Raw genomic sequence first — 21,423 nt, 5'->3', positions numbered from 1 at the left:
TAAAAAAATTAGTTCGCAACGACAAGTTGCCGACGGCGTCCCCGCCGAGGCTGAAGGGGGGATCAATGAATAACGAAAATTAAAAAGAAACTTCGTTTAATAACTTTTATATCATGTAAAATTCTGCACCACTTTAACCTCGGCGGGGACGCCTTCGGTAACTGCTATAGTTCTACATCCCTCTAACCTCGGCGGGGACGCCTGCCCGACTCTAAAAAATTTGAAAATTAATTATTGCAGGCGGGCCTTCGGTAACTGCTTTTTTAAAAAAATAAAAAAATTAGTTCGCAACGACAAGTTGCCGACGGCGTCCCCGCCGAGGCTGAAGGGGGGATCAATGAATAACGAATATTAAAAAGAAACTTCGTTTAATAACTTTTATATCATGTAAAATTCTGCATCACTCTAACCTCGGCGGGGACGCCTTCGGTAACTGCTATAGTTCTACATCCCTCTAACCTCGGCGGGGACGCCTGCCCGACCTTACTAAATTTGTTGTTGAATTTTGGCAGGCGGACCTTCGGTAACTGCTTTTTTAAAAAAATAAAAAAATTAGTTCGCAACGACAAGTTGCCGACGGCGTCCCCGCCGAGGCTGAAGGGGGGATCAATGGATAACGAAAATTAAAAAGAAACTTCGTTTAATAACTTTTATATCATGTAAAATTCTGCATCACTCTAACCTCGGCGGGGACGCCTTCGGTAACTGCTATAGTTCTACATCCCTTTAACCTCGGTAGGGACGACTGCCCGACTCTAAAAATTTTGAAAATTGATTATAGCAGGCGGGCCTTCGGTAACTGCTTTAGCAGGTGGGACTGCGGTAACTGCTCTATAAAACAAAAAAGCCTGACCATGTAATCATGATCAGGCAATAACACTGCATTTACTCAATCCTTATCAACGGATAAGAATTACTCGTTTTGTATCTGTAAAATCATTGGTATTCATCTGCATAAAGAAAACACCGAATGTATTTAATTCTGATTTTTTAATTTCAAATTCATGATAACCTTTGTTGTATGTACCAGTTTTACGATAAATTACTTTTCCATTGGTTTCATAAAATATGAATTCTACTTCTTGTTTGCTTGCCAACTCAAATCCAATCAGGGTTGATTCGTTGAATGGGTTTGGTTTGTTTTGGTAAAGCACCGTTGTAAGTTCACCTGGCTTTGCATTTGGATTTTTAGCATTAAACTGCAAACTGTATATATTTAATCCTTCATCATACCATTCTGCTTTTAATAAATCGTCATTCAATCGAATGTGATCAATTAAACGTGCATTTTGTTTTGCCCGTACATTCATATAAAATAAAGGCTGGGTAGGATCGATGGTTATACCACTTTGTCCACTTAATGAAACAAAGCATTTGTTGCCTCGGATTGAATAGAAATCAGCATTCACATTTAATTGTCCTGCTTCCAGATTTTCAATTTGCATATAATCTGCATCAAAAGCAAAAGACGCTTGCATCCCTTCAAATCCAATTACTTCAGACGCATAAACTGCAACTTTATTGATTCCTTCAGTAGTCGTTTCAACATCCTGAACAAATAACTGAATTTTTTTATCGCTACGAGTTGTTGCATTAATTGCATTTCCAGCATCTACATCGATGTTGATATCACCCATTTTTATACCATAAAAATCAGCATCCATATGATTCCGGTTGATCAGATTAAATTCAAGGATATGTTCAAAACCACAAGGAGTATTTGCTAGCAATAAACTGCTCTGTGGTACAAATTTCCAGGAAGGTGTTTGCGCATATGCATTGATCTTTCCTAAAATCAATCTTCTGATTTCCGAAATATCAGCGGCTGTGATGGTACAACTTGCATTGACATCTGCGGCCAGATATTTAAAAGGTGAATCAAATGATTGCGTTCCAAGAATGTGTCTTTGGATCAACACGATGTCAAGCGTACTAACTCCATTAATAAAGCCAAAATTCTTTTCGGATTTAATCGTATAACTCATTCCAGATGTCAAACTTGGGAAACTAAATTCACCATTGTCATTTGTATAAGTAGAATTGCTACCCGCAGGATTTGAACGTTCCCAAGATACATAAGCATCCTTTACCGGTTTATTGGTAATCGTCTGAATGTTCCCATGGATAGTTAAACCCGTAGGGCATGCATGCGTTGGATCTTGAATTTCAAGAGTGGCTTCACAGTAATCTGAATTACCTGCTTCATCAACAACATAGACTCTCAAAATATTTTTACCAATATTTGAACAATTAAAAACCATTGAACTGTCAAAGCGTCCATTCAATAAAAAGTAATATTTTAAATTTTCCTTCTTTGTACAATTGTCTTCACTATTCAAATTAAAATCTTTTGCCCAAATTGTTATGCTTTGTGTGCTTGGCATCACGGTTGTAACAATATGTCCGAGACAATACGGTGTTGGTTTTTTGCCATCACGTACTGTCAATAGGAATGTACATACGGCTTCATTATTGCAAGCATCTCGTACTCTAAAAGTTACCTTATGCGTTCCAATTGGGTAATTTCCAGATGCATCTTTTCCTGATTCATTGATATCTGTCGAACCATCATTGTATAAGTCAATTTGATAGGTCCAAGCTAGTAATGTAGAATCCGTACAATCATCTTTTGCAGATGCGATGAGACTAATCTGTCCGGCACAACCTGGACCAAATACATCCACGGTGCGGTTATTACAATTCGATAAGAAAGTTGGTGCTACGGTATTGATCACTTTTATAACTTGTGTCCAACTCCAATAACCCGGAGAATTTTTCAGATTCGGATCAAATACACACCAATCAATTACGATCCATTTTCTTAATATTTTAATGCATGCATCTGGATCTAATGTAAATACCAGATCATCATAGGTTTGAATAATGTTTGCACATTTATCTGCACCAGTAATTTTAGGTTTACCCGTAATATCCGGTGTCAGATGCGGTTTGTCCATACAGATCGTAGAACTGTAATAATCTACCGGCCATTCAACTTTTACATTATCAGCTGTTGAATCCACAATCGTGATAAATTGGTCACAAAATGAACTCAAACCACCAGGATCGGTTGCTGTAAATCTTCTTTGGATAATTCCTTTTCCACATTTTGTGTTGTTCGTAACTGCTTCCGTTATCGTTACACCACATCCATCGTATGCATATCCATCAATTGCTGGACCGCTGAATTTTTTATACTTGTCATTTATAGTAATCGGTTTTCGATTTGCGACATTGTCACGAACGGTGCCGAATGCATCCAATGAAGTATAGTCAAATTCACAAGAAACGGTAATATGAGGAGGACATACAATCACAGGAGGTAATTTATCCTGAACTTCGATTTCTACCATACAGGTATTGTAATTTCCATGGATATCCCATACTCTTAGGATTACTGTTAATGTCTTTCCAATATCCGCACAACAGAAATATACATAAGGACCAAATTGATCGCCATTTTTAGTACCACAAGGAACTCCATCGTCCATCCGTTTCACATCAAAACGATCAATACCGCAATTGTCATGCGAACGATCGTCAAACGTTTCAGCAGCAACTTTAGCTGTACCATCAATAGTCAAGGTAACTACAGTCTTTTGATCACAAACCGGAGTTGGTGGAACTTTGTCTTCTACTAAAACTTCAGTAGCACAATCTGTATAATTACCACATTCATCGGTAGTTCTAAATATAACCCAGCTTAATCCAAGAGGCAAGCCGGTAACACTGTAAAAACCATTTCCCAAATTAGTAACCCCATTTGTTGAAGTTCCATCCAAAGTGGCTGTATCTCCATTTCTAACTAATTTATAACCAACTTGTACGGTAGTTTTGGAACACTCTTTAATAACGGTTGGAATTGGCAATACAACCGTACCAGTACAAGTCCAAATATCCGTACTTATAGTTACATTCAGACCACAAGAAACTACTGGGCCTCTTTCATCAAGTACTTTGATTATTTGATAATGTGTATATACATTTTGACCGGAAGGTCTACACCAATCGATGTAGGTCCATTTACGCAATACTTTAAAGGTATAAGGACAGACCGGGATTAATTGATCTTCGTATGTTACACCAATTTTACAAACAGACCAATCTGGATACAAGGGTTCGCCTGCAACTTTAGGTACACCTGTTATATCCGGTAATGGAATGTCATTCAAACAAAGAATGGTGTCTTTTCCAAAAATGGTATCTCTTGGCCACACTAAGTCAACAAGTGGATCCACTTTTCTAAAATACACACATTGATTGCATGTATCGGAATGATTTCCACTTGCATCCGTGTAATAATACGTAATAGTTCGTTTTCCAGCCAATGCAGAATCACAAGGATATTTTGTAATGACATCAGAAACCAAATGTTTGGTAACTCCTGAGCAACTATCAAAAACTGTTGGTTGCAATAAAACATATTTTGTCTGATTACAAAATACAGTATCGTCAGGAGGACAAATAATTGTAGGAGGTAATTTATCTTCAACATAGATAGATCCCCAACAAGAATTATTGTCCAGGTAAACTGCGACAGTAAGTGTTTTACCAATATGTGCACTGGTTACAGTAGCATTCGGTAATGGAAGTCCGTTCGTTCCAAATACAACCACAGTGTAAATACAAGGAGACGGACCCATATCTTCCAGGATCATGTCTGGTGTAATTACAGCCTTACATCTTTCATCCAAAGAAACCTGGACTAAATTGTCGCAGGCCAGAGGACATTGCCCATAGCTGAATTGAACGAATGCCAACAACATCATAACGGAAACCATCAGGATCCGTATGAAGTCGTGACTTCCGTTTTTTAAATAATTTGTAAAAATTTCCTTTTTCATTTTTTTACTCGGTTTAAAGGATTGAAGTAATACATGTTTGTTATTTATAAATAATGCATCCCTGCAAAACAGGCATACACGTTTTTATCAAGACTTAAGCGGGGGTTAAATCAAATTAAATTCGTAGGCGACTTTGATTAAACCGGATGCATTTTTTACATTCAGTTTTCTCATGAGGTTCTTTCTATGAACACTGACCGTGTCTTTGCTGATAAACAATAAAGCAGAAATGTCTTTATTGGATTTACCTTTTGCAATGAGTTCGAGAATTTCACGTTCGCGTTTGGTCAGTTGGTATTTTGCATTAAAGCGATTAATACTCTGACTTGCCTGCACTGTTTTGCGTTCCGGATTGGTGATTCGGATATTTGATCCGAGAAACATTTCACCATCCATTACTGCATCGATTGCATTGGATAATTCATCGAGGTCTGTATTTTTAGAAAGATACCCGTCGGCACCTTTTCGCAACGCTTCCCGAACCACTTTATCATCGGTATACATACTGATGCATAAAATTTTCAGATTGCTATGCAATTCTTTGAGTTTAGGTATTAAAAGGGCGGCATCATTATCTGCCAAGTTCAGATCGAGAAACAGAAGATCCACAGAATCCGGATTGATCAATCTCAGAAGTTCCTGACCATTGAATGCTTCGCCTATGCATTCTAAGGGGAATCTGGTTTTGATCCGTTGAAGGAGCAGGTTAAATCCCTTAACATAAAGTTGATGGTCATCTGCTACCACATAACGTATCCTATCCATGTGTACTTCCTGGTAATTCGTCGAACATATTATGATTAAGCAAAATAAGTGCCAAAAATGGAGCAGGAGTCATTATAAGCCCTTGAAAATCATACAATTACATTCGACAAAAATTGACTAAAGGGCTAATAATAAATATTTTATACATGGCAATTAAATGTAATATGATGATTGAAAAATAAATTTAAAATCAATATATCAGTATTGTGTTTCAGGTGTAATGATTGCAAAATTCAATTAATTATACATGGTACTTTGCCTTAATATTAAACTGGAAATCCCTACAAATTCACATTTGAAAATGAAAAAATTAATGGCTTTTTTACGCATGTTTATTAATCTTAGAGACAAGAAGCAGTTTAATAAAGACAAAAAACCTCAGCTAAAAACCGACCATTTAATGATCCCTAAAATAAAAAAAGCCTGACCATGTTTCCATGATCAGGCAATAACACTGCAAATACTCAATCTTTATTTTTGAATTCTTATAATTCTCTGGGTCTGGTTGGAATCAGATGTCTTCATTTGTACAATGAATATTCCCGAACCATTTAATTGATTCTGATTTAATTGAATTTCATGTTTTCCTGCTGTAAATCCAACTCTCATTGAGTAAACTAACTCAGCTGACAGATTGTATACGTTCAATTGAACTTCATCCGCTTTCAATAATTCAAATCGCAGGCTCGTGCTTTCATCAAATGGATTTGGTGCATTTTGATACAGTTTCAAACCAGTCTGTTCATTTGAGTTTGTATCAAAATCAAGTTTCAATCGATTGGCCTGAATCTTATTATCATAAAGTTCAGCAGCTATCGTATTGGTATTTAGGCTAATGATTTGATTTATGCTTCCATTTTGCTTCACATGTACCAGGATCGTAAACAAAACATCACCAGATTTTATAAGCTGGTCCTGCATGCATGTATAACTGATTTTGATGCGATTGTCATGGATCAAATAATTATCATCTGCAAGATTAAATACACCAGATTCTATACCACTAATTGTTCCATTCGCATTTGCTTCTAATTCCATTTGCATTCCAGACACCAGCATTTGCTCTGTTGCAAATACAGGTATTCTTAATGCTTGTCCTTTTGTAAAAGTATGATCTGCAATCGCTATTGTATAGCTTTCGTTTGATCTTGAAGCGGTTCCCAGGAAACCAGTTGGAGTTGCATTTCCACTCAGGTCTCCAATTTTTACTGCATAAAAGTCATCATTCGCTTTTGAAGTCAACAACTCCTGGTGTTTGATCTGTTCTGTATATGGCCAGGGATTGTTTGGATCATTAAAGACTGTTTGTTTTGGTACAAATCTCCATGATTCATTCTTAGTAAACTGATTGGTAATTCCCAATATCAGTTTCCGTATTTCGGCAATATCCGCTGCAGTGATTGTATTGCTGTTGTTTGCATCAGCTGCAATGTATTTGTATGCATTGTCAAACAACTGAATTCCTAAAATGTGTTTTTGGATCATTACAATATCTTGGGTACTTACTCCATTGATGTGATTCTGATTGTAACTGGCCTTGATTTGGTAATCCGCTCCTTTGGTCAGATTGCTAAAACTATAGCCTCCCTGGCTATCTGTATAACTCTGATTGATTCCAGCTGGATTATTTCTTTCCATGATAACTGTTACATCTTTCATCGTACGATTGTCGGTAGTAGTAATTTTTCCACTTAAGCCCAGATTGCTAGTACCGCATACATGATTCGGATCTTGTAAATCAAGGCTTACCTCACAGTAATCTAAATTGCCTGCCTCGTCGCGTACATAGACTCTTAATTTATTGATTCCTATATTTGAACAATCCAATGTAAGTGATGGAACCAAAACATTGTTTACCAAAAAGAAATACTTTAAACTATCTTTTGGTGTACAATTATCCTCTGAATTGAGGTTGTAATCTTTTGCCCATATCGCAATGCTTTTTGTTGTCGGCATAATGGTTGTCACAATATTTCCAATGCAATAAGGTGTTGGTAATTTTCCATCAATTACTTTTATTAAAAACACACACCAGCTTTCATTTCCACAGGCATCCTTTACTCTAAATGTAATTTTATGAGTACCGATCGGATAATAATTTGATGCATCTGCTCCTGAGCCTGAATGTAAATATTCATTTCCTGGTGACAATCCATCATTGTATAAATCCACTTCATGATACCATACCAAATCAGCTGAATCTGTACAATCATCTGTTGCCTGTGCTTTTAAATCTACTTGTCCGCCACAGCCTGGTCCGAATACGGCTATTGTTCTGTCTTTACAGGATGTTGTAAAGTTTGGTGCAATAAAATTATTTACTTTGATTACCTGGATCCAGCTCCAATATCCTTTTGTTTGTGGATCATTTGGCTTATAAATACACCAATCGATCACCGTCCATTTTCTTAATACTTTTATACACGCATCCGGTTCCAATGTAAATATCTGGTCTGTGTAATTGATCATAATCGTGTTGCATTTATCAGCTCCGTATACTTTTGGTTTCCCTAAATGGTCTGCATCAAAATCCGGTTTGCTAGTACATATACTGGTACTAAATGTATCTCTTGGCCACACCACAGTAACATTATCAGGATTGTAATCAACGACTGTAATCACCTGACTGCATCTCGTTTTAAGTCCTCTTGGATCCGTAGCTTCCCAAGTGCGGGTAATTGTTCCTTTTCCACATGGAAGTGCATATACCGGCGGTAATTCAACCACAGTGACTCCACAACCATCGTATGCATATCCATCGATCGCTTGACTGCTGAATTTTACTTTCGGATCTTTTATTACAATTGCTTTTTGTTTACTGATATCCGACACTACGGTTCCAAATACACTCAGATCCGGATAGTCGTATTCACAACTAATTGTTATATGTGGTGGGCAAAATATTACCGGTGGTATTTTATCTTGAACTTCTACTTCTACCATACAGGTATTGCTGTTTCCTGCACGATCCCAAACTCTCATCGCTACCATAATTGTTTTGCCTATGTCTTCACAACAGAAATACACATAGTGCCCCCATTCTTTTCCTCTGATTGTATCACATGGATATCCATTGTCCATTCGTTTTACTTCAAAATAATCGATTCCACAATTATCATGCGAACCATCGTCAAAGGTGTAGGCTTCAATTTTTGCAGTTCCATCTATTGTCAGTGCAACCGTTGTTTTTTGGTCGCATACTGCTACTGGTGGAATATGATCTTCAACAGTAACTTCGGTTGTGCATGTACTTGTATTACCGCATTGATCTGTTACATAAAATGTAACCAGATTTAAACCCATTGATAAACCGGTGATTGAAAAATATCCATTCGGTAATTTTTTAATATTATTCTTGTCTGTTCCTTCGTAGGTCAACTGTCCATTTTTTCCAGTGATCTTATATTCTACTGTTACGTACACGCTATCTGAACACTCCCAAGAAACGTGTGGTGGTGCAATGATGACGGTTCCAGTACAGCTCCATACGTCGGTGCTTACCGTTACATCTTCAGGACAATCTAATTTAGGTCCTTTCTCATCCAGCACTTTTACAATTTGATAATGTTTATATACATTTTCAGGGGATCTCTTGCACCAATCCAACACCGTCCACGTACGCAATACTTTAAATGTTTTTGGACAGATTGGAATCAGTTGATCTTCATACGTAACGGCCATTTTGCATAAAAACCAATCCGGATATAATGGATAGCCTCCTGCTGTAGGTACTCCTGATACGTAAGGAGGTGGAATTGTATCCCATACCTCGCAACTATAGGCGGTATCTTTTGGCCATACGATATCTTTAAATTCTATTTTCTTAAAGCATATTTCTTTTACGCAGGTATCGCTGTGGTTGCCGTATTGATCCTGATAATAATATGTAATCCTTCGACGGGCTATGCAAAATGAATCACAGGGTAATTTTGTAGTTTCATCCGACAGCACTATTGTTTTTACAACACCGCCACAATTATCTACACCCGGTGGAATTGTCCAATTATATCCTGTGTTGTTGCAGAATACCGTATCCGGATTTTGACACTCAATCTTTGGACCTAATTTATCTTCTACTATTAATGTTCCCCAGCATTTATTTTTTGTACACGTATCGATCAACTCAAACGTGATGGTTTGATTGATATACTGTCCGCATATCTTCGGACTTGTTGGGATTACATTGCCATACTTATCTTTTAATACTACTTTTAAACAGTTTGTAGGATAATTGCCTTCCAATACCATGGCTGGTGTAATTACTGCACAACAGGTACTATCTAAAGAGACATTTACGTGATCATCGCACGCTAAGGTTGGAAGCGGACAACGATCAAAGCAAAAATTATCTACATAAATTTTTTCAGTAGGACTGGAAACACCTGCAAAATCTACTGGTATTGAAATTCCATCTACATTTTGAATTAAATTATCCCACTGCGCTGCACTGGGTCCAACCCAGGTTCCATACGAATTGGAAGGTAAATTTCCACCACTTGATTTATCAATAGGTATACAAACACGAACCCATGAATTCCCAATTCCAACATTCACTTTGAAGGTAGCTGAAATTGCAGCCAAATTTGGATTTAGATTCCCTACTGGTCCATTTTGAAATATTGTAATTGGTCTATCACCTGTTCCAGGATTAATTGTGCCTTCATCATATCTGATATCAAAGCAAAATTGGCATCCACCATAACGTGCATACCAATTCAAATCATAATCAGTAATGTTGCTCATAAATGACGCACCAGAAGCGTCACTGGCACTTAAGACAGGACTAAATGTAAATGGGTCAGTTAGAAAATACAGATCAGATAAAACAGAATGCCAATTTCCAGCCTGGGTAACAGGACCTAAATTGGATTGGTTGTTAAAATCTTCAACACAGTTGGTCGGTTGGGCCATACTGATCAAAGGGATGATTAGCATACACAAACAGTACAGGCTAATTTTTTGAGTAAAGCAATGCAGATTCATAAGCAGATGTTTAGTCGTTTAATCGAGGATTTTTAATGCCCCGCTTAATCACAACAAAACATATGCCAATTTTTTATAATATGTATAGCTTTGATTTTAATTTAATATTAAATACGATTTATATTATACTTATATACTATTGATTATTAGTAATTAATACATACAATTTATTATAATTTAAATTTATTTTTCTTGGTTATTTTTAAAACGAAGCTCGCATTCAAAAAATGACTTCACAAAACCCTGGGTTTAAACCCAGGGTTTTGTGAAGTCATTTTTTAATGAATGAAAGCCCCCAAATGATTGAATAGAGCGCATCCAATTGAAAACAAAGCTTGATCTGAATAATGGTTTTCTAATTAATGGGTGGGATATCCATTGAACCTCAAGCATCCTGTTAAGAGGATTTCAGTCCATCACAATGGATTTACTAAAAGGCTAAGTCAAATATAAATTATTGATAATCAGCAGTATATACAAGATATCGTGCTTAATCTACTACTATTAATTTCCCACCTGAAATTGAATTTGAATAAAAATTCATCAAGTAAGCAGAAGGATAAAGGTCCGCTGGCAGTTCCAATTCAATCACTTGATTTTCAGATTGTGGGGCACGAACTGCCCAGTTATGCACTTGTCTCCCATCAAGGGTCGTCAATTTAATTCTAAGCTCTTCAGAGGATGTAAAATTAGCTTGTACATATATACTATTGCCTGAATGAATCGGGTTTGGCCAAAGCACGATCTCAGATGATTTGTTTTCAGCAATTCCTTTTGTTCCAACTACAATACCCGGATTGTATCGTGCAGCCATAAAGCGATTTTGATTCGAAAAATTGGCAAAGCCAGCGACAATAATTTTATTATCCGGTTGCAATAAGACGACTTCACCATTTGCACGATTCCCAATTTTGGAACTAATCTTGCCAAGTCCGGCAAAATTAGGATCGAGTTTACCATCCGTTTTAAATCGAACCATGGCTACATTGCTTCCGTTGCCCTGTGTAACAGTTGTTCCGCAAACCAATGCACGCCCGTCGGCCTGAATTACTAAATCCCTGGCTTCATCCTTAGTAGTATTGAATGTAACAATCACGGATCCGGTAGAAGCAAACGAAGTATCAATAATACCTTCAGGCAATAATCTGGTAATTATAAATTTAGTTTTTGAAGAATCTACAAAATTTCCAGCAACAACGATTCTTCCATCTTTTTGTACACGAATTGCATTACCAACTTCATCTGTACCGGCATTACCCAAGGCCAATACGGCAGTTCCGGTATTGTTAAACGTATTATCTAACGCACCATTTTTTGTAAGTCGCATAACCACTATATCATTTTTAGTAGCTGTAGAATTTACACTTCCGGTTAATACTATTTTACCGTCGGTTTGCATTGTCATCCGGTTGAGAGCGGAAAGTGGGCCTGCATCGATGCAAGCGAATCCTGCTATTCCAAAACTTAGTTCTTCTAAACCATTCTCCGAACGTTTAAAAACACAAAACTGATCTGATTTCTTTCCGCAGCCTAAAATCTTTCCATCTTCCAATACTATCAAATCAATTATTCCACTCAATCCATTATCAAAACTCAAAATACCCCCTGTACCAAAATTATTGCTTAATCCTCCTATTGGGTTCAGTTTGAGAAGAAGAGGTAAATTGTTGGATTTTCCTGCTATTAATATGGACCCATCAATAAGAATTTGCACGGTACTGGCTTCAACATTCACATTAGAAAATGGGATCAATACCTGTCCATTAATTCCGAAAGTGCTGTCTGGCAAACCTACACTAGAAAGACGGACCACTGCAACTGTACCTGTAGTGCCTGTGATAAATTGACCTGCTAAAATCAATTTCCCGTCTGTTTGTAAAGCAGCCGCACTGCATGTTGCATTGGCTTGAGGAAATCCAAAGGACGTAAACCCTACCGTAGCAAAACTGTTATCTAGGGTACCTCCTGTTTGACCCATTACCTTAGGTAAAAACAAGGTTGATGCAAGCAGAATAATCAAGCAATTTATCTTAGCCATGATGGAATATAAAAGTTTCATTGGTAATAAATTATCATTTTAGGGAAACAGTATGTATTTGAAGGGTTAAATATACTGTCTTGTTTTGCCTTCGGAGCAATTGGATAAAACTTTAACTACCTTATAATCTAAATTCTAATGTTATTTCTGAATCTTCTGTTTTTTATAAAATGGAGTTTGCCTTTAGTAAGATGAATCCCTCTTGAGTGATCACTGCTGCTTCAAAACCTGGTCTTAGCGCAAATGCCCCAATTTCCCCTTTTTTATTTACTGCAATGTATCCGACTTGAAATTCATCCTTTGTTTTAATCCCTAATAGGCGCTTAGCTGCCATTTTACAAGCTTTTTCTGGATGCATTCCTTGTCGCATCATTTCTACAATTGAAAATGATCCGACTTTTTTAATCACGGCTTCTCCTAAACCGGTTGCCGTTGCGGCCCCTATTTCATTATCAACATAGAGACCCGCGCCAATAATTGGGGAATCGCCCACCCTTCCTCTCATTTTAAATGCCAATCCGCTGGTGGTGCAAGCTCCTGAAAGATCCCCGAATTGGTCTAAGCCTAATATCCCAATAGTGTCATGCCGCTCGACATTGATTTTTGGTTGGTATTCTGCCTTTATACGCCAGGATTCCAGGGCTTTTTGTGCTTTTTCAGTCAATAAATTCTCTTCTTTAAATCCTTGTTCGATTGCAAATTGATGAGCTCCGGATCCTGCAAGAATTACATGGGGTGTTTTTTCCATTACCCGCCGTGCGACGGATACAGGATGCATGATATGTTCTAAAAAAACGACAGAACCGGCATTGCCCAATTCATCCATAATACAGGCATCCAACGTGACAAATCCATCCCGATCCGGATACCCGCCATATCCAACTGAAGTATCTTCCGGATCACTTTCCGGAATCCGGGCTCCGGCTTCCACTGCATCCAATGCTTTTCCTCTAGAATTTAAAACATTCCATGCTGCTTCTACAGCTTTCCTATTATTCCAGGTAGCAATGACAACAGGCTTTCGAACTTTTCCAAATCCTGCAAACAAATCTGTCAAATGATCAACGGAACCCAAACTACCCATTCCAATGGCAGTTGAACTTAAAAATGTGCGACGATTAAACATGACTATCTTATTATTATTTCATCCATAAATAACCAGGAAGCTCCACCTGCTCCAGGATGCCAATCCGGTAAAGGGCCAGCATTTTTTGCTTTTACTTGAATAAATCTACATTTAAAATTTTGACTGGTTTTAAATTCATGCAAAATAGATCCTTCTTCTTTTTGTGAAATTTGATTTCGAATCAGATCAAGGGTTTCATAATGTTTACCGTCTTCTGATATTTTAAACTCCACTTGAGAAGGCATAAAAATCCAAGGTCCCTGATCTTGTAAAAAACGAATGCCCAAATAATTTAAATTTCGCTCTTCTGAAAATTCCAACACCAGATGAATGTCTTTTCCCTGATATCCTTGCCATAGTCCATCTCTGAAATCCATGCTACCTTGCAAACCATCAATCAGTGCATCATTGCCTCCTGCTGCATATTGGTTTGCATATTCAGCATTCAATTTAAGCTGCATGCCCTGAGGTTTTTTGATAAAATCTGCATACAACCATTCTGTTGTTTGACTATTTGATTGATTTCTGAAGTAAAGCCGCGTCTCAGAATGGAATATCAAATCATTTAAAAATTTAAATCGTTGACCGGTAGTCGTATCATAACAATATTCTATGGGTTTCCTGTCAATTGATACCAGTTGCACATGGGTGCTGTCTTTAAAAACGCGTTGGCCAGAATACACATAGGGTCTTATTGAATACTCTGTAACTGCTTGCTTGGTTCGTTGATTCCTTACTTGGTAAGGTTTTTCACCTAGTTGAAATTGCATTTGATCTCCGGAATTTATTTTGAAATAGTCTGATACAGGTTTTCCGTTAATTAAAAGTTTATTTACGTATTTTGGGTTTGACGAAGAACTTGTTTTGATTGAAATTGGTTTCTGATTTGGAATTTGAATGCTAACATTTTTGAAACTAGGAAAGCCTATTGAATAGCTTGCATTAAAAGGATTTACCGGATAAAATCCCAAAGCACTAAAAACATACCACGAAGACATTTGACCGCAATCTTCATTGCCTATCAAACCCTCCGGTGTATTACTATAAAATTCTTCTTTAATTTGCTTAATGAGGTCTTGTGCTTTTTCCGAGGCATTTGCATCATTATATAAATAAGCCAAATGATGACTGGGTTCATTGCCATGGGCATACTGACCTATTAATCCGGTTATATCCGGTTGAACTCTACCAGTCATTTCTGCCTTATTATAAAATAAGTCATCCAGTCGTTTTAACAATACGCGTTCTTTATTTTCATCTTTATCAGAAAGTAAAAAAAGTTGCTTCATCCCTTCAATATCGTGGTGTGCACCAAAAAGATATTGATAGGCATTGGCTTCTGTATAATGATGATTGACTTCAAGGGGATCAAAGGGTTTTATAAATTGGTTATTCCAACGAGCTTGATAAAAACCAGATTCCGGATTGTATAAATTTTTATATGAATTTTCATTATAACGTTCCAGCCCTTTACAATGGATTGAAGCTGCAGCTGCAAAATCCAAACTATTTTCTATGGTTTTTGAAACGGATTCAGACTCCTCATTTGATAAAATAAATCCTTTAGTCATAAACTGAATTCCTGTATTGGTTCCATTGAGTAAGGTATTTTGAATAGCCTCTTTTGCAAGGATTGTATCAAAATCAAATACTTTATGGTGAAAAGCATTTGCAATGACCGGAATTGAATGATTTCCAATCATACACCAGGTTTCGTTTCCTGCCAATTCCCAAACAGGTAAATGACCGCATTCCTGATATTGCCGTAGAAAGGTTCTAATAAATTTAGAATTGTATTCTGGATAAATCCATTGATATAGAGGATGTGTAGAGCGGTAGGTGTCCCATAATGAAAATACGGTAAACTGATCATCAGCTTGCGTTGAATGAATATTTAAATCCATCCCCCGATAGCGCAAGTCACTATCCTGAAACAAACTTGGGTGAATTAAATTGTGGTATAAAGCAGTATAAAAAACATGTTTCTCTTTTGAATCCGGATCATTAATTTGGATTCTACCGAGCAACTTATTCCATTGATCTCTTGTATTAGTAAGCATTTTAGTAAAATTGAACGAATCAAATTCACTTTCAAGATTCTTGGCTGCACCGGTAGCATCTACTGCTGAAATTCCCACTTGGGCATACAATTCATTTGTCCCATTTTCTTCAAAATGAACAATGGCTTTTAATGAATCCGGACTATACTGAATCCATTTAATATTCTTACTAAAAATACTTTTGAAATAAACATATTGTTTTCGTGCCCAACCAATTGAAATTCTAAATCCTTCAATTGAGTTTTTGCTTGAATTTGTGAAACCTCCACTAAATAATTTATCACGATGTTTTAAATCTATGATAACCCATTGATCAGTTGGCTGAGGGTAAGTATAATGATGAATACCGGTGCGTTTTCCAACCGTAAACGCTGCCTTGATCTTATTCTTATCTAAAAAAACACTATAATAACCCGGGCTTGCTTTCTCGCTGGATTTTTTAAAAGCAGATCCATAGCCTGCTTGTCCATCAGCTCCATTATTAAAAACAGGTGTTCCTGTTCCAGGCATAAATAATACATCACAATAATCAGGAACTCCGGTTCCAGAAAGATGGGTATGACTAAAACCATAAATCAAAGAATCGGAATCGTGATAACCCGAACATCCATCCCAACCTTCGAGTCTGGTATCTGGACTTAACTGCATCATCCCAAAAGGATAAACGGCACCCGGAAAGGTATGACCATGGGCTCCTGTTCCAACAAATGGATTGACCCATGCTGCATAATCTTGAATAACTCCGGATGCCTTTTTTAAGTTCGTGACTTTGCTTTTAGAAGTATCAGCAGAAAGATGACCCACTCTAAATGTGAATTGATTTTTTGCATGGCCATCAGTGACCCAACATACTGCAAAGAGGCAGATACTAATCAATCTCAACCTGCATGCAAAATCAAAACGTCCCATTGTGTTTTTCATTCACGAATTTATTTTATTTCCAATTGGATTCTCAAATATAAGTCAATCTGGAATGTATTTTCAATCTTAGAAGCTTGGCTTGTTTATTTCATTGACAATCGATAAAATTTACCCAATTTAACATGAGCGCAAAGACCCGTTTTATTACTAAATTTACATCCATATGCGGCGACCCATTTACTTAGTCATAAGATCAATTATTCAAGTTTTTAGTTTAATTCCTTATAATGCAATTTATATTTTTAGCAAGGTCTTGTATTTTATTTTATACTATCTGATTAGATATCGACGTACGGTAGTTAAAAATAACCTAATCAATAGTTACATTGGTTTATCAAAGAGTAAATTGGATACAATTACAAAAGATACGTATCGAAATTTAACTGAAATTACGGTTGAAGGTATCAAGGGACTAAGTTTTAATGAAGCAAGCTTAAACGAAAGATTTAAATTTCAACAGGCAGAGCTAATATTAAAATATATCAACAACAATCAATCTGTAATTGTAGCCAATGGACATATTGGAAATTGGGAATGGGCCGTTTTGCAATTTGGTTATTATTTCAAAAACAAAAGCATTGGAATCTATAAACAAATAAAAAATGATTATTTAAATCACTACATCAACACACTTCGAGCTAAATCAACGATTCAACTTTTATCAACTCGAGAAACGCGTCTCATTGTTGAAGAAATTCCTAAAGGAAAAATAATACTTTTAATGGGTGATCAAAACCCTTCGAACATAAAAGATGCAATATGGACTCGATTTCTAAATCAGGAAACGGCCTGTTTGCATGGCATAGAAAAATATGCAAAACAGTATAAGTTACCTGTAATTTTTGGATCAATCAAGCGAATTAAGAAAGGATATTATACTATGAGCTTTTCTTTATTAACTGAACAAGCTGAATTGTTAGCTCCCGGACAATTGACTCAAATGTATATGGCTGCGGTAGAGCAAAACATTCAAGATGCACCAGGTAATTGGTTATGGACACATAGGAGGTGGAAACATAAGAGGAAGGGAGATTGATAATTACGAATTTTCAATTACGGATTACGAATTGATTTCGAAATCAGCAATTCGTAATCCGTAATTCGTAATTCGTAATTCGTAATTAATTCTATCTGATTATCTTGCTTTTTGGAATTTTTAAAAACGAATCGTGTAAGATCCTATTTTTTGATTTTAATATTGAAAATGGGCGTTGCGACTCTGTGTACAAGGAAATGCCGGTTGTTAATTACGAATTTTCAATTACGGATTACGAATTGAATTCGAAATCAGCAATTCGAAATCCGTAATCCGTAATCCGTAATTCGTAATCCGTAATTCGTCATTCGTCATTCGTAATTAATTCTATCTGATTCGTGGCATTTTTCGTTTTCCACCAGGTCGAAACATCATTCTTTGGTCCATTTGACCTGCCATTTTCATACGGCCTTGTTGTTTCATTACGTCATCGATCATTTTAATTTGATCTTTAAACATATCGGTGGTCAGGTTTAATTTTTTTAATTCACGATACGCATTATTAGCCTGTGTGATTCTATTTTTGGTTAAATGAATATTAATCATTTGAATGAGTATCATGGCGCGCTCATTATCAGAGGGTAATTTCAGACTTTGTGCTTTATTAAACCACATTTCTGCATCTTCTGCTTGATTGCGTTGAATTGCGATGGAACCTTTTATTAAAAAATAATAAGCACGATTGGTTACATACAACCAATTTGGTTTGAACGTTAGGGCTAATCGTTGTTCGCAAGCATCAAAATCCATTTTTTGCATCATTAAAGCTGCTGACTGAATTGTACCCAGAAAAATATAACTGGCTAATAAGCCAAGGCCTATAAGGATTAAAGGCAATGCATACCAAAAGCTGATTGTAAAGGCTAACAAAATACCGCCGCCCAAAAACAATGCAATCAATGCAAATTTTAGATATATATTGATTGTAAACATGTATTCTAAATTTAACTGGTTTGGGCTTGCAAAGGTAAAAGCAAATTGCTTAGCTAGATACTATGAATAAATCTAGCACTCTAAAAATCGAATCCAATCACACATTCCGCTGAGATGGTAAAATTTCCCTTAAAATATGAGCAAATAATAAGACTAGAGGCATTTACGATCGTTCTTCAGGGCACTATCCGCACTCCCTACAATAGCTCTTTAAACTAAAAATTGCGTTTCGGAATGTAGAATTACACAATAAATTGATTTTTCTTGAGTTGTAAGTCCTAATTTCGCAGTCCTATTTTTAGTCATGAACTATCTATTCACATTATACTTTTTTCTAATTTATAATTTAGTCTTTATCAATGCCCAAGTAGGCGCAATAAAAGAACTTCCTCTAATTCCAAAACCAAAATCAGAACAGATCGTAGGTGGTTATTTTGAAGCATCCTCACTTAAGCAAATTATTATCCCTTCAAAAGCCGAAAATGCACTTAAAATTGGACGAGGAATTCAAAATTTATTGGGATTACCGGAATTGCCAGTAAAAAAGGTCAAAGGGACCATCGTTCAAAAATCCAAAAGTATTACGCTCAGTCTGATTTCAATTCCTGATAAACCGGAATATTATAAAATGCATATTACTAAAAATGGTATCTGGATTCAAGCAAGTCAAGATCGGGGATGGTTTTATGCCTTACAAACATTAAATCAAATTGTACAATTGAATGAAAATACAAATCGAGATGCCAATCTTTTACCTTATTGCATTATAGAAGACGAACCTCGATTTCCATACAGAGGAATGCACTTAGATGTTTCAAGACATTTCTTTCCAGTATCTTTTGTTAAAAATTATCTGGATCTAATGGCTAGATTTAAATACAATTATTTTCACTGGCACTTGACCGATGATCAAGGTTGGCGAATTGAAATAAAAAAATTTCCAAATTTAACAGACGTTGGTGCATATCGAAAAGGAACCCTGATTGGAAAACCTGGAGATCGTCCTCAAAAATTTGATACAAGCCGTTATGGTGGTTTTTATACACAAGACCAGGTAAAAGAAATTATTCAATATGCAAAAGAACGATTTATTACTGTAATTCCTGAAATTGAAATGCCAGGACACAGTGCAGCTGCATTGGCTGCATATCCTGAATATAGTTGTAAAGGGCTCCCGTCTTCTGTTGCTAATTCCTGGGGAGTATTTGATTCGGGAATTTATTGTACAAAAGATACCAGTTTATGGTTTTTAAAAGAAATATTAAATGAAGTTTGCGATTTATTTCCAGGAAAGTACATCCACATCGGTGGCGATGAGTGTCTGAAAGAAAATTGGAAAGCCTGTGAACAATGCCAATCAGTAAAACGTAGAAATAATCTAAAATCAGAAGAAGAGCTCCAAAGTTATTTCATCCGTCAAATTGAAAAATTTATCAATTCTAAAGGAAAACAAATAATCGGTTGGGATGAAATTTTGGAAGGCGGTCTTGCTCCAAATGCAACCGTTATGTCTTGGCGGGGAGTTGAAGGTGGAATTGCAGCTGCAAAGCAAAAGCATCCTGTAATTATGTGCCCAGGAAGTCATTGTTATTTTGATCATTATCAATCAATGCAATCGAGCGAACCCTTAGCGATAGGTGGATATACCTCTCTTAAGAAAACCTATTCCTTTCAAGTAATACCGGATAGTCTGAAACCTGGAGATAAAAATTACATTCTAGGAGCTCAAGGCAATGTGTGGACTGAATATATGCCAACAGAAGATCAGGTTTTGTACATGAGTTATCCCAGAGCGCTGGCATTAGCTGAAGTAAACTGGAGTGCTGAAACCACCAAAAACTACAGTAGTTTTTTAAACCGCTTGCAATTTCATGTCCCTTGGTTTAAAAGTAAAAACATGACGATCACACAGGGCGTTCTCGATATCGATTATACTACCATTCCGTCACAAAATGGGGTTGTATTGATATTTCAAAAACCACCTATTGAAGGAAAAATACTGGTTGAGTCTGAGCGTGGCGGAGACAAAGTTGCTGAATATTTAAAACAAGATAGCTTTGTTTTAAATAAAGACATTCAATTTAAAGCATGGTATCAGTTGACTAACAAATCACTCGGAAAGCCCTTATTAATTGATTTTAAAAATCATATGGCTTGTGGTAAAACAATCAAGCTAACCGAAACACCTGCATTAAAATATTTTCAAGGTGGAACTCAATGCCTGGTAAATGGAATCGAAGCGCCTCACAAACGGTATGGAGGACCCGAGTGGGTTGGGCTTGAAGGACAAGATTTTACAGCACTTATTGATATAGATAAAATTGACTCACTTAAATCTGTAAAAATTCAATTTTACCACGACCCGACTGCATGGATCTACAGACCAAAAGATTTGGAAATTTCAACCAGCCTGGATGGTGTCCATTTTAGTACTCCGGTATTTTATCAAATCAATGAAACGGAATCAAAACACATTCAACCCTTTATTCCATTAGAACATGTATTTGCACGTTATATCCAGATCAAAGTTAGAAATCACGGAATGATAGAAGGCAATCAAAATGGTGCAGGACATAAAGCCTGGTTATTTGTTGGGGAAATTGAAATTAGATAACATTCAATAGCATCCTGCTATTTTTCTATTGCAATTTTCTTTTACATCTCATAGGAACCACTTACAGTAAATTGTAAAATCATTTAATATTCTCGGGAACTAT

The 21,423-nt window shown here is 36.5% G+C and carries 9 protein-coding genes; 2 read left to right on the top strand and 7 right to left on the bottom strand.

Features of this window, described 5'->3' with window-relative positions:
* Positions 1–899: 899 nt before the first annotated feature.
* The 6 genes from IPK91_14715 to IPK91_14690 all read right to left on the bottom strand — a co-directional run bounded on the left by IPK91_14715 (position 900) and on the right by IPK91_14690 (position 16,737).
* The gene (locus IPK91_14715) at positions 900–4,844 is read right to left on the bottom strand and encodes an HYR domain-containing protein (protein MBK8298500.1); all 3,945 of its coding nucleotides are present in this window, start codon (positions 4,842–4,844) and stop codon (positions 900–902) included.
* 105 nt (positions 4,845–4,949) lie between these two features.
* Entirely contained in the window at positions 4,950–5,609 is a 660-nt protein-coding gene (locus IPK91_14710; GenBank protein ID MBK8298499.1) for a response regulator transcription factor, read from the bottom strand.
* Between the two features lie 471 nt (positions 5,610–6,080).
* Positions 6,081–10,520: a T9SS type A sorting domain-containing protein gene (locus tag IPK91_14705; GenBank protein ID MBK8298498.1), complete on the bottom strand. Its 4,440-nt coding sequence runs from the start codon at positions 10,518–10,520 to the stop codon at positions 6,081–6,083.
* A gap of 562 nt (positions 10,521–11,082) precedes the next feature.
* On the bottom strand, positions 11,083–12,651 hold the full coding sequence (locus tag IPK91_14700; protein MBK8298497.1) for a hypothetical protein: 1,569 nt from the start codon (positions 12,649–12,651) through the stop codon (positions 11,083–11,085).
* A 142-nt stretch (positions 12,652–12,793) separates the two neighbouring features.
* Positions 12,794–13,756 carry a N(4)-(beta-N-acetylglucosaminyl)-L-asparaginase gene (locus IPK91_14695; protein MBK8298496.1) on the bottom strand — a complete coding sequence of 321 codons (963 nt, stop codon included), beginning with the start codon at positions 13,754–13,756 and terminating at the stop codon, positions 12,794–12,796.
* Positions 13,757–13,758: 2 nt separating this feature from the next.
* Entirely contained in the window at positions 13,759–16,737 is a 2,979-nt protein-coding gene (locus tag IPK91_14690; GenBank protein MBK8298495.1) for a GH92 family glycosyl hydrolase, read from the bottom strand.
* 163 nt (positions 16,738–16,900) lie between these two features.
* Between IPK91_14690 and IPK91_14685 the strand changes: the two genes are divergently transcribed.
* Entirely contained in the window at positions 16,901–17,773 is an 873-nt protein-coding gene (locus tag IPK91_14685; GenBank protein MBK8298494.1) for a lysophospholipid acyltransferase family protein, read from the top strand.
* A 327-nt stretch (positions 17,774–18,100) separates the two neighbouring features.
* Here IPK91_14685 and IPK91_14680 read toward each other — a convergent pair whose 3' ends face one another.
* The gene (locus IPK91_14680) at positions 18,101–18,706 is read right to left on the bottom strand and encodes a hypothetical protein (protein MBK8298493.1); all 606 of its coding nucleotides are present in this window, start codon (positions 18,704–18,706) and stop codon (positions 18,101–18,103) included.
* Between the two features lie 304 nt (positions 18,707–19,010).
* Here IPK91_14680 and IPK91_14675 point away from each other — a divergent pair, with 304 nt between their 5' ends.
* The gene (locus tag IPK91_14675) at positions 19,011–21,320 is read left to right on the top strand and encodes a beta-N-acetylhexosaminidase (GenBank protein MBK8298492.1); all 2,310 of its coding nucleotides are present in this window, start codon (positions 19,011–19,013) and stop codon (positions 21,318–21,320) included.
* Positions 21,321–21,423 lie beyond the last annotated feature (103 nt).

The organism is Saprospiraceae bacterium, from assembly GCA_016712145.1.
Lineage (GTDB): Bacteria > Bacteroidota > Bacteroidia > Chitinophagales > Saprospiraceae > Vicinibacter.
The sequence above is the reverse complement of the archived record's forward strand: the minus strand, read 5'-3'. Positions and strand labels throughout refer to the sequence as shown.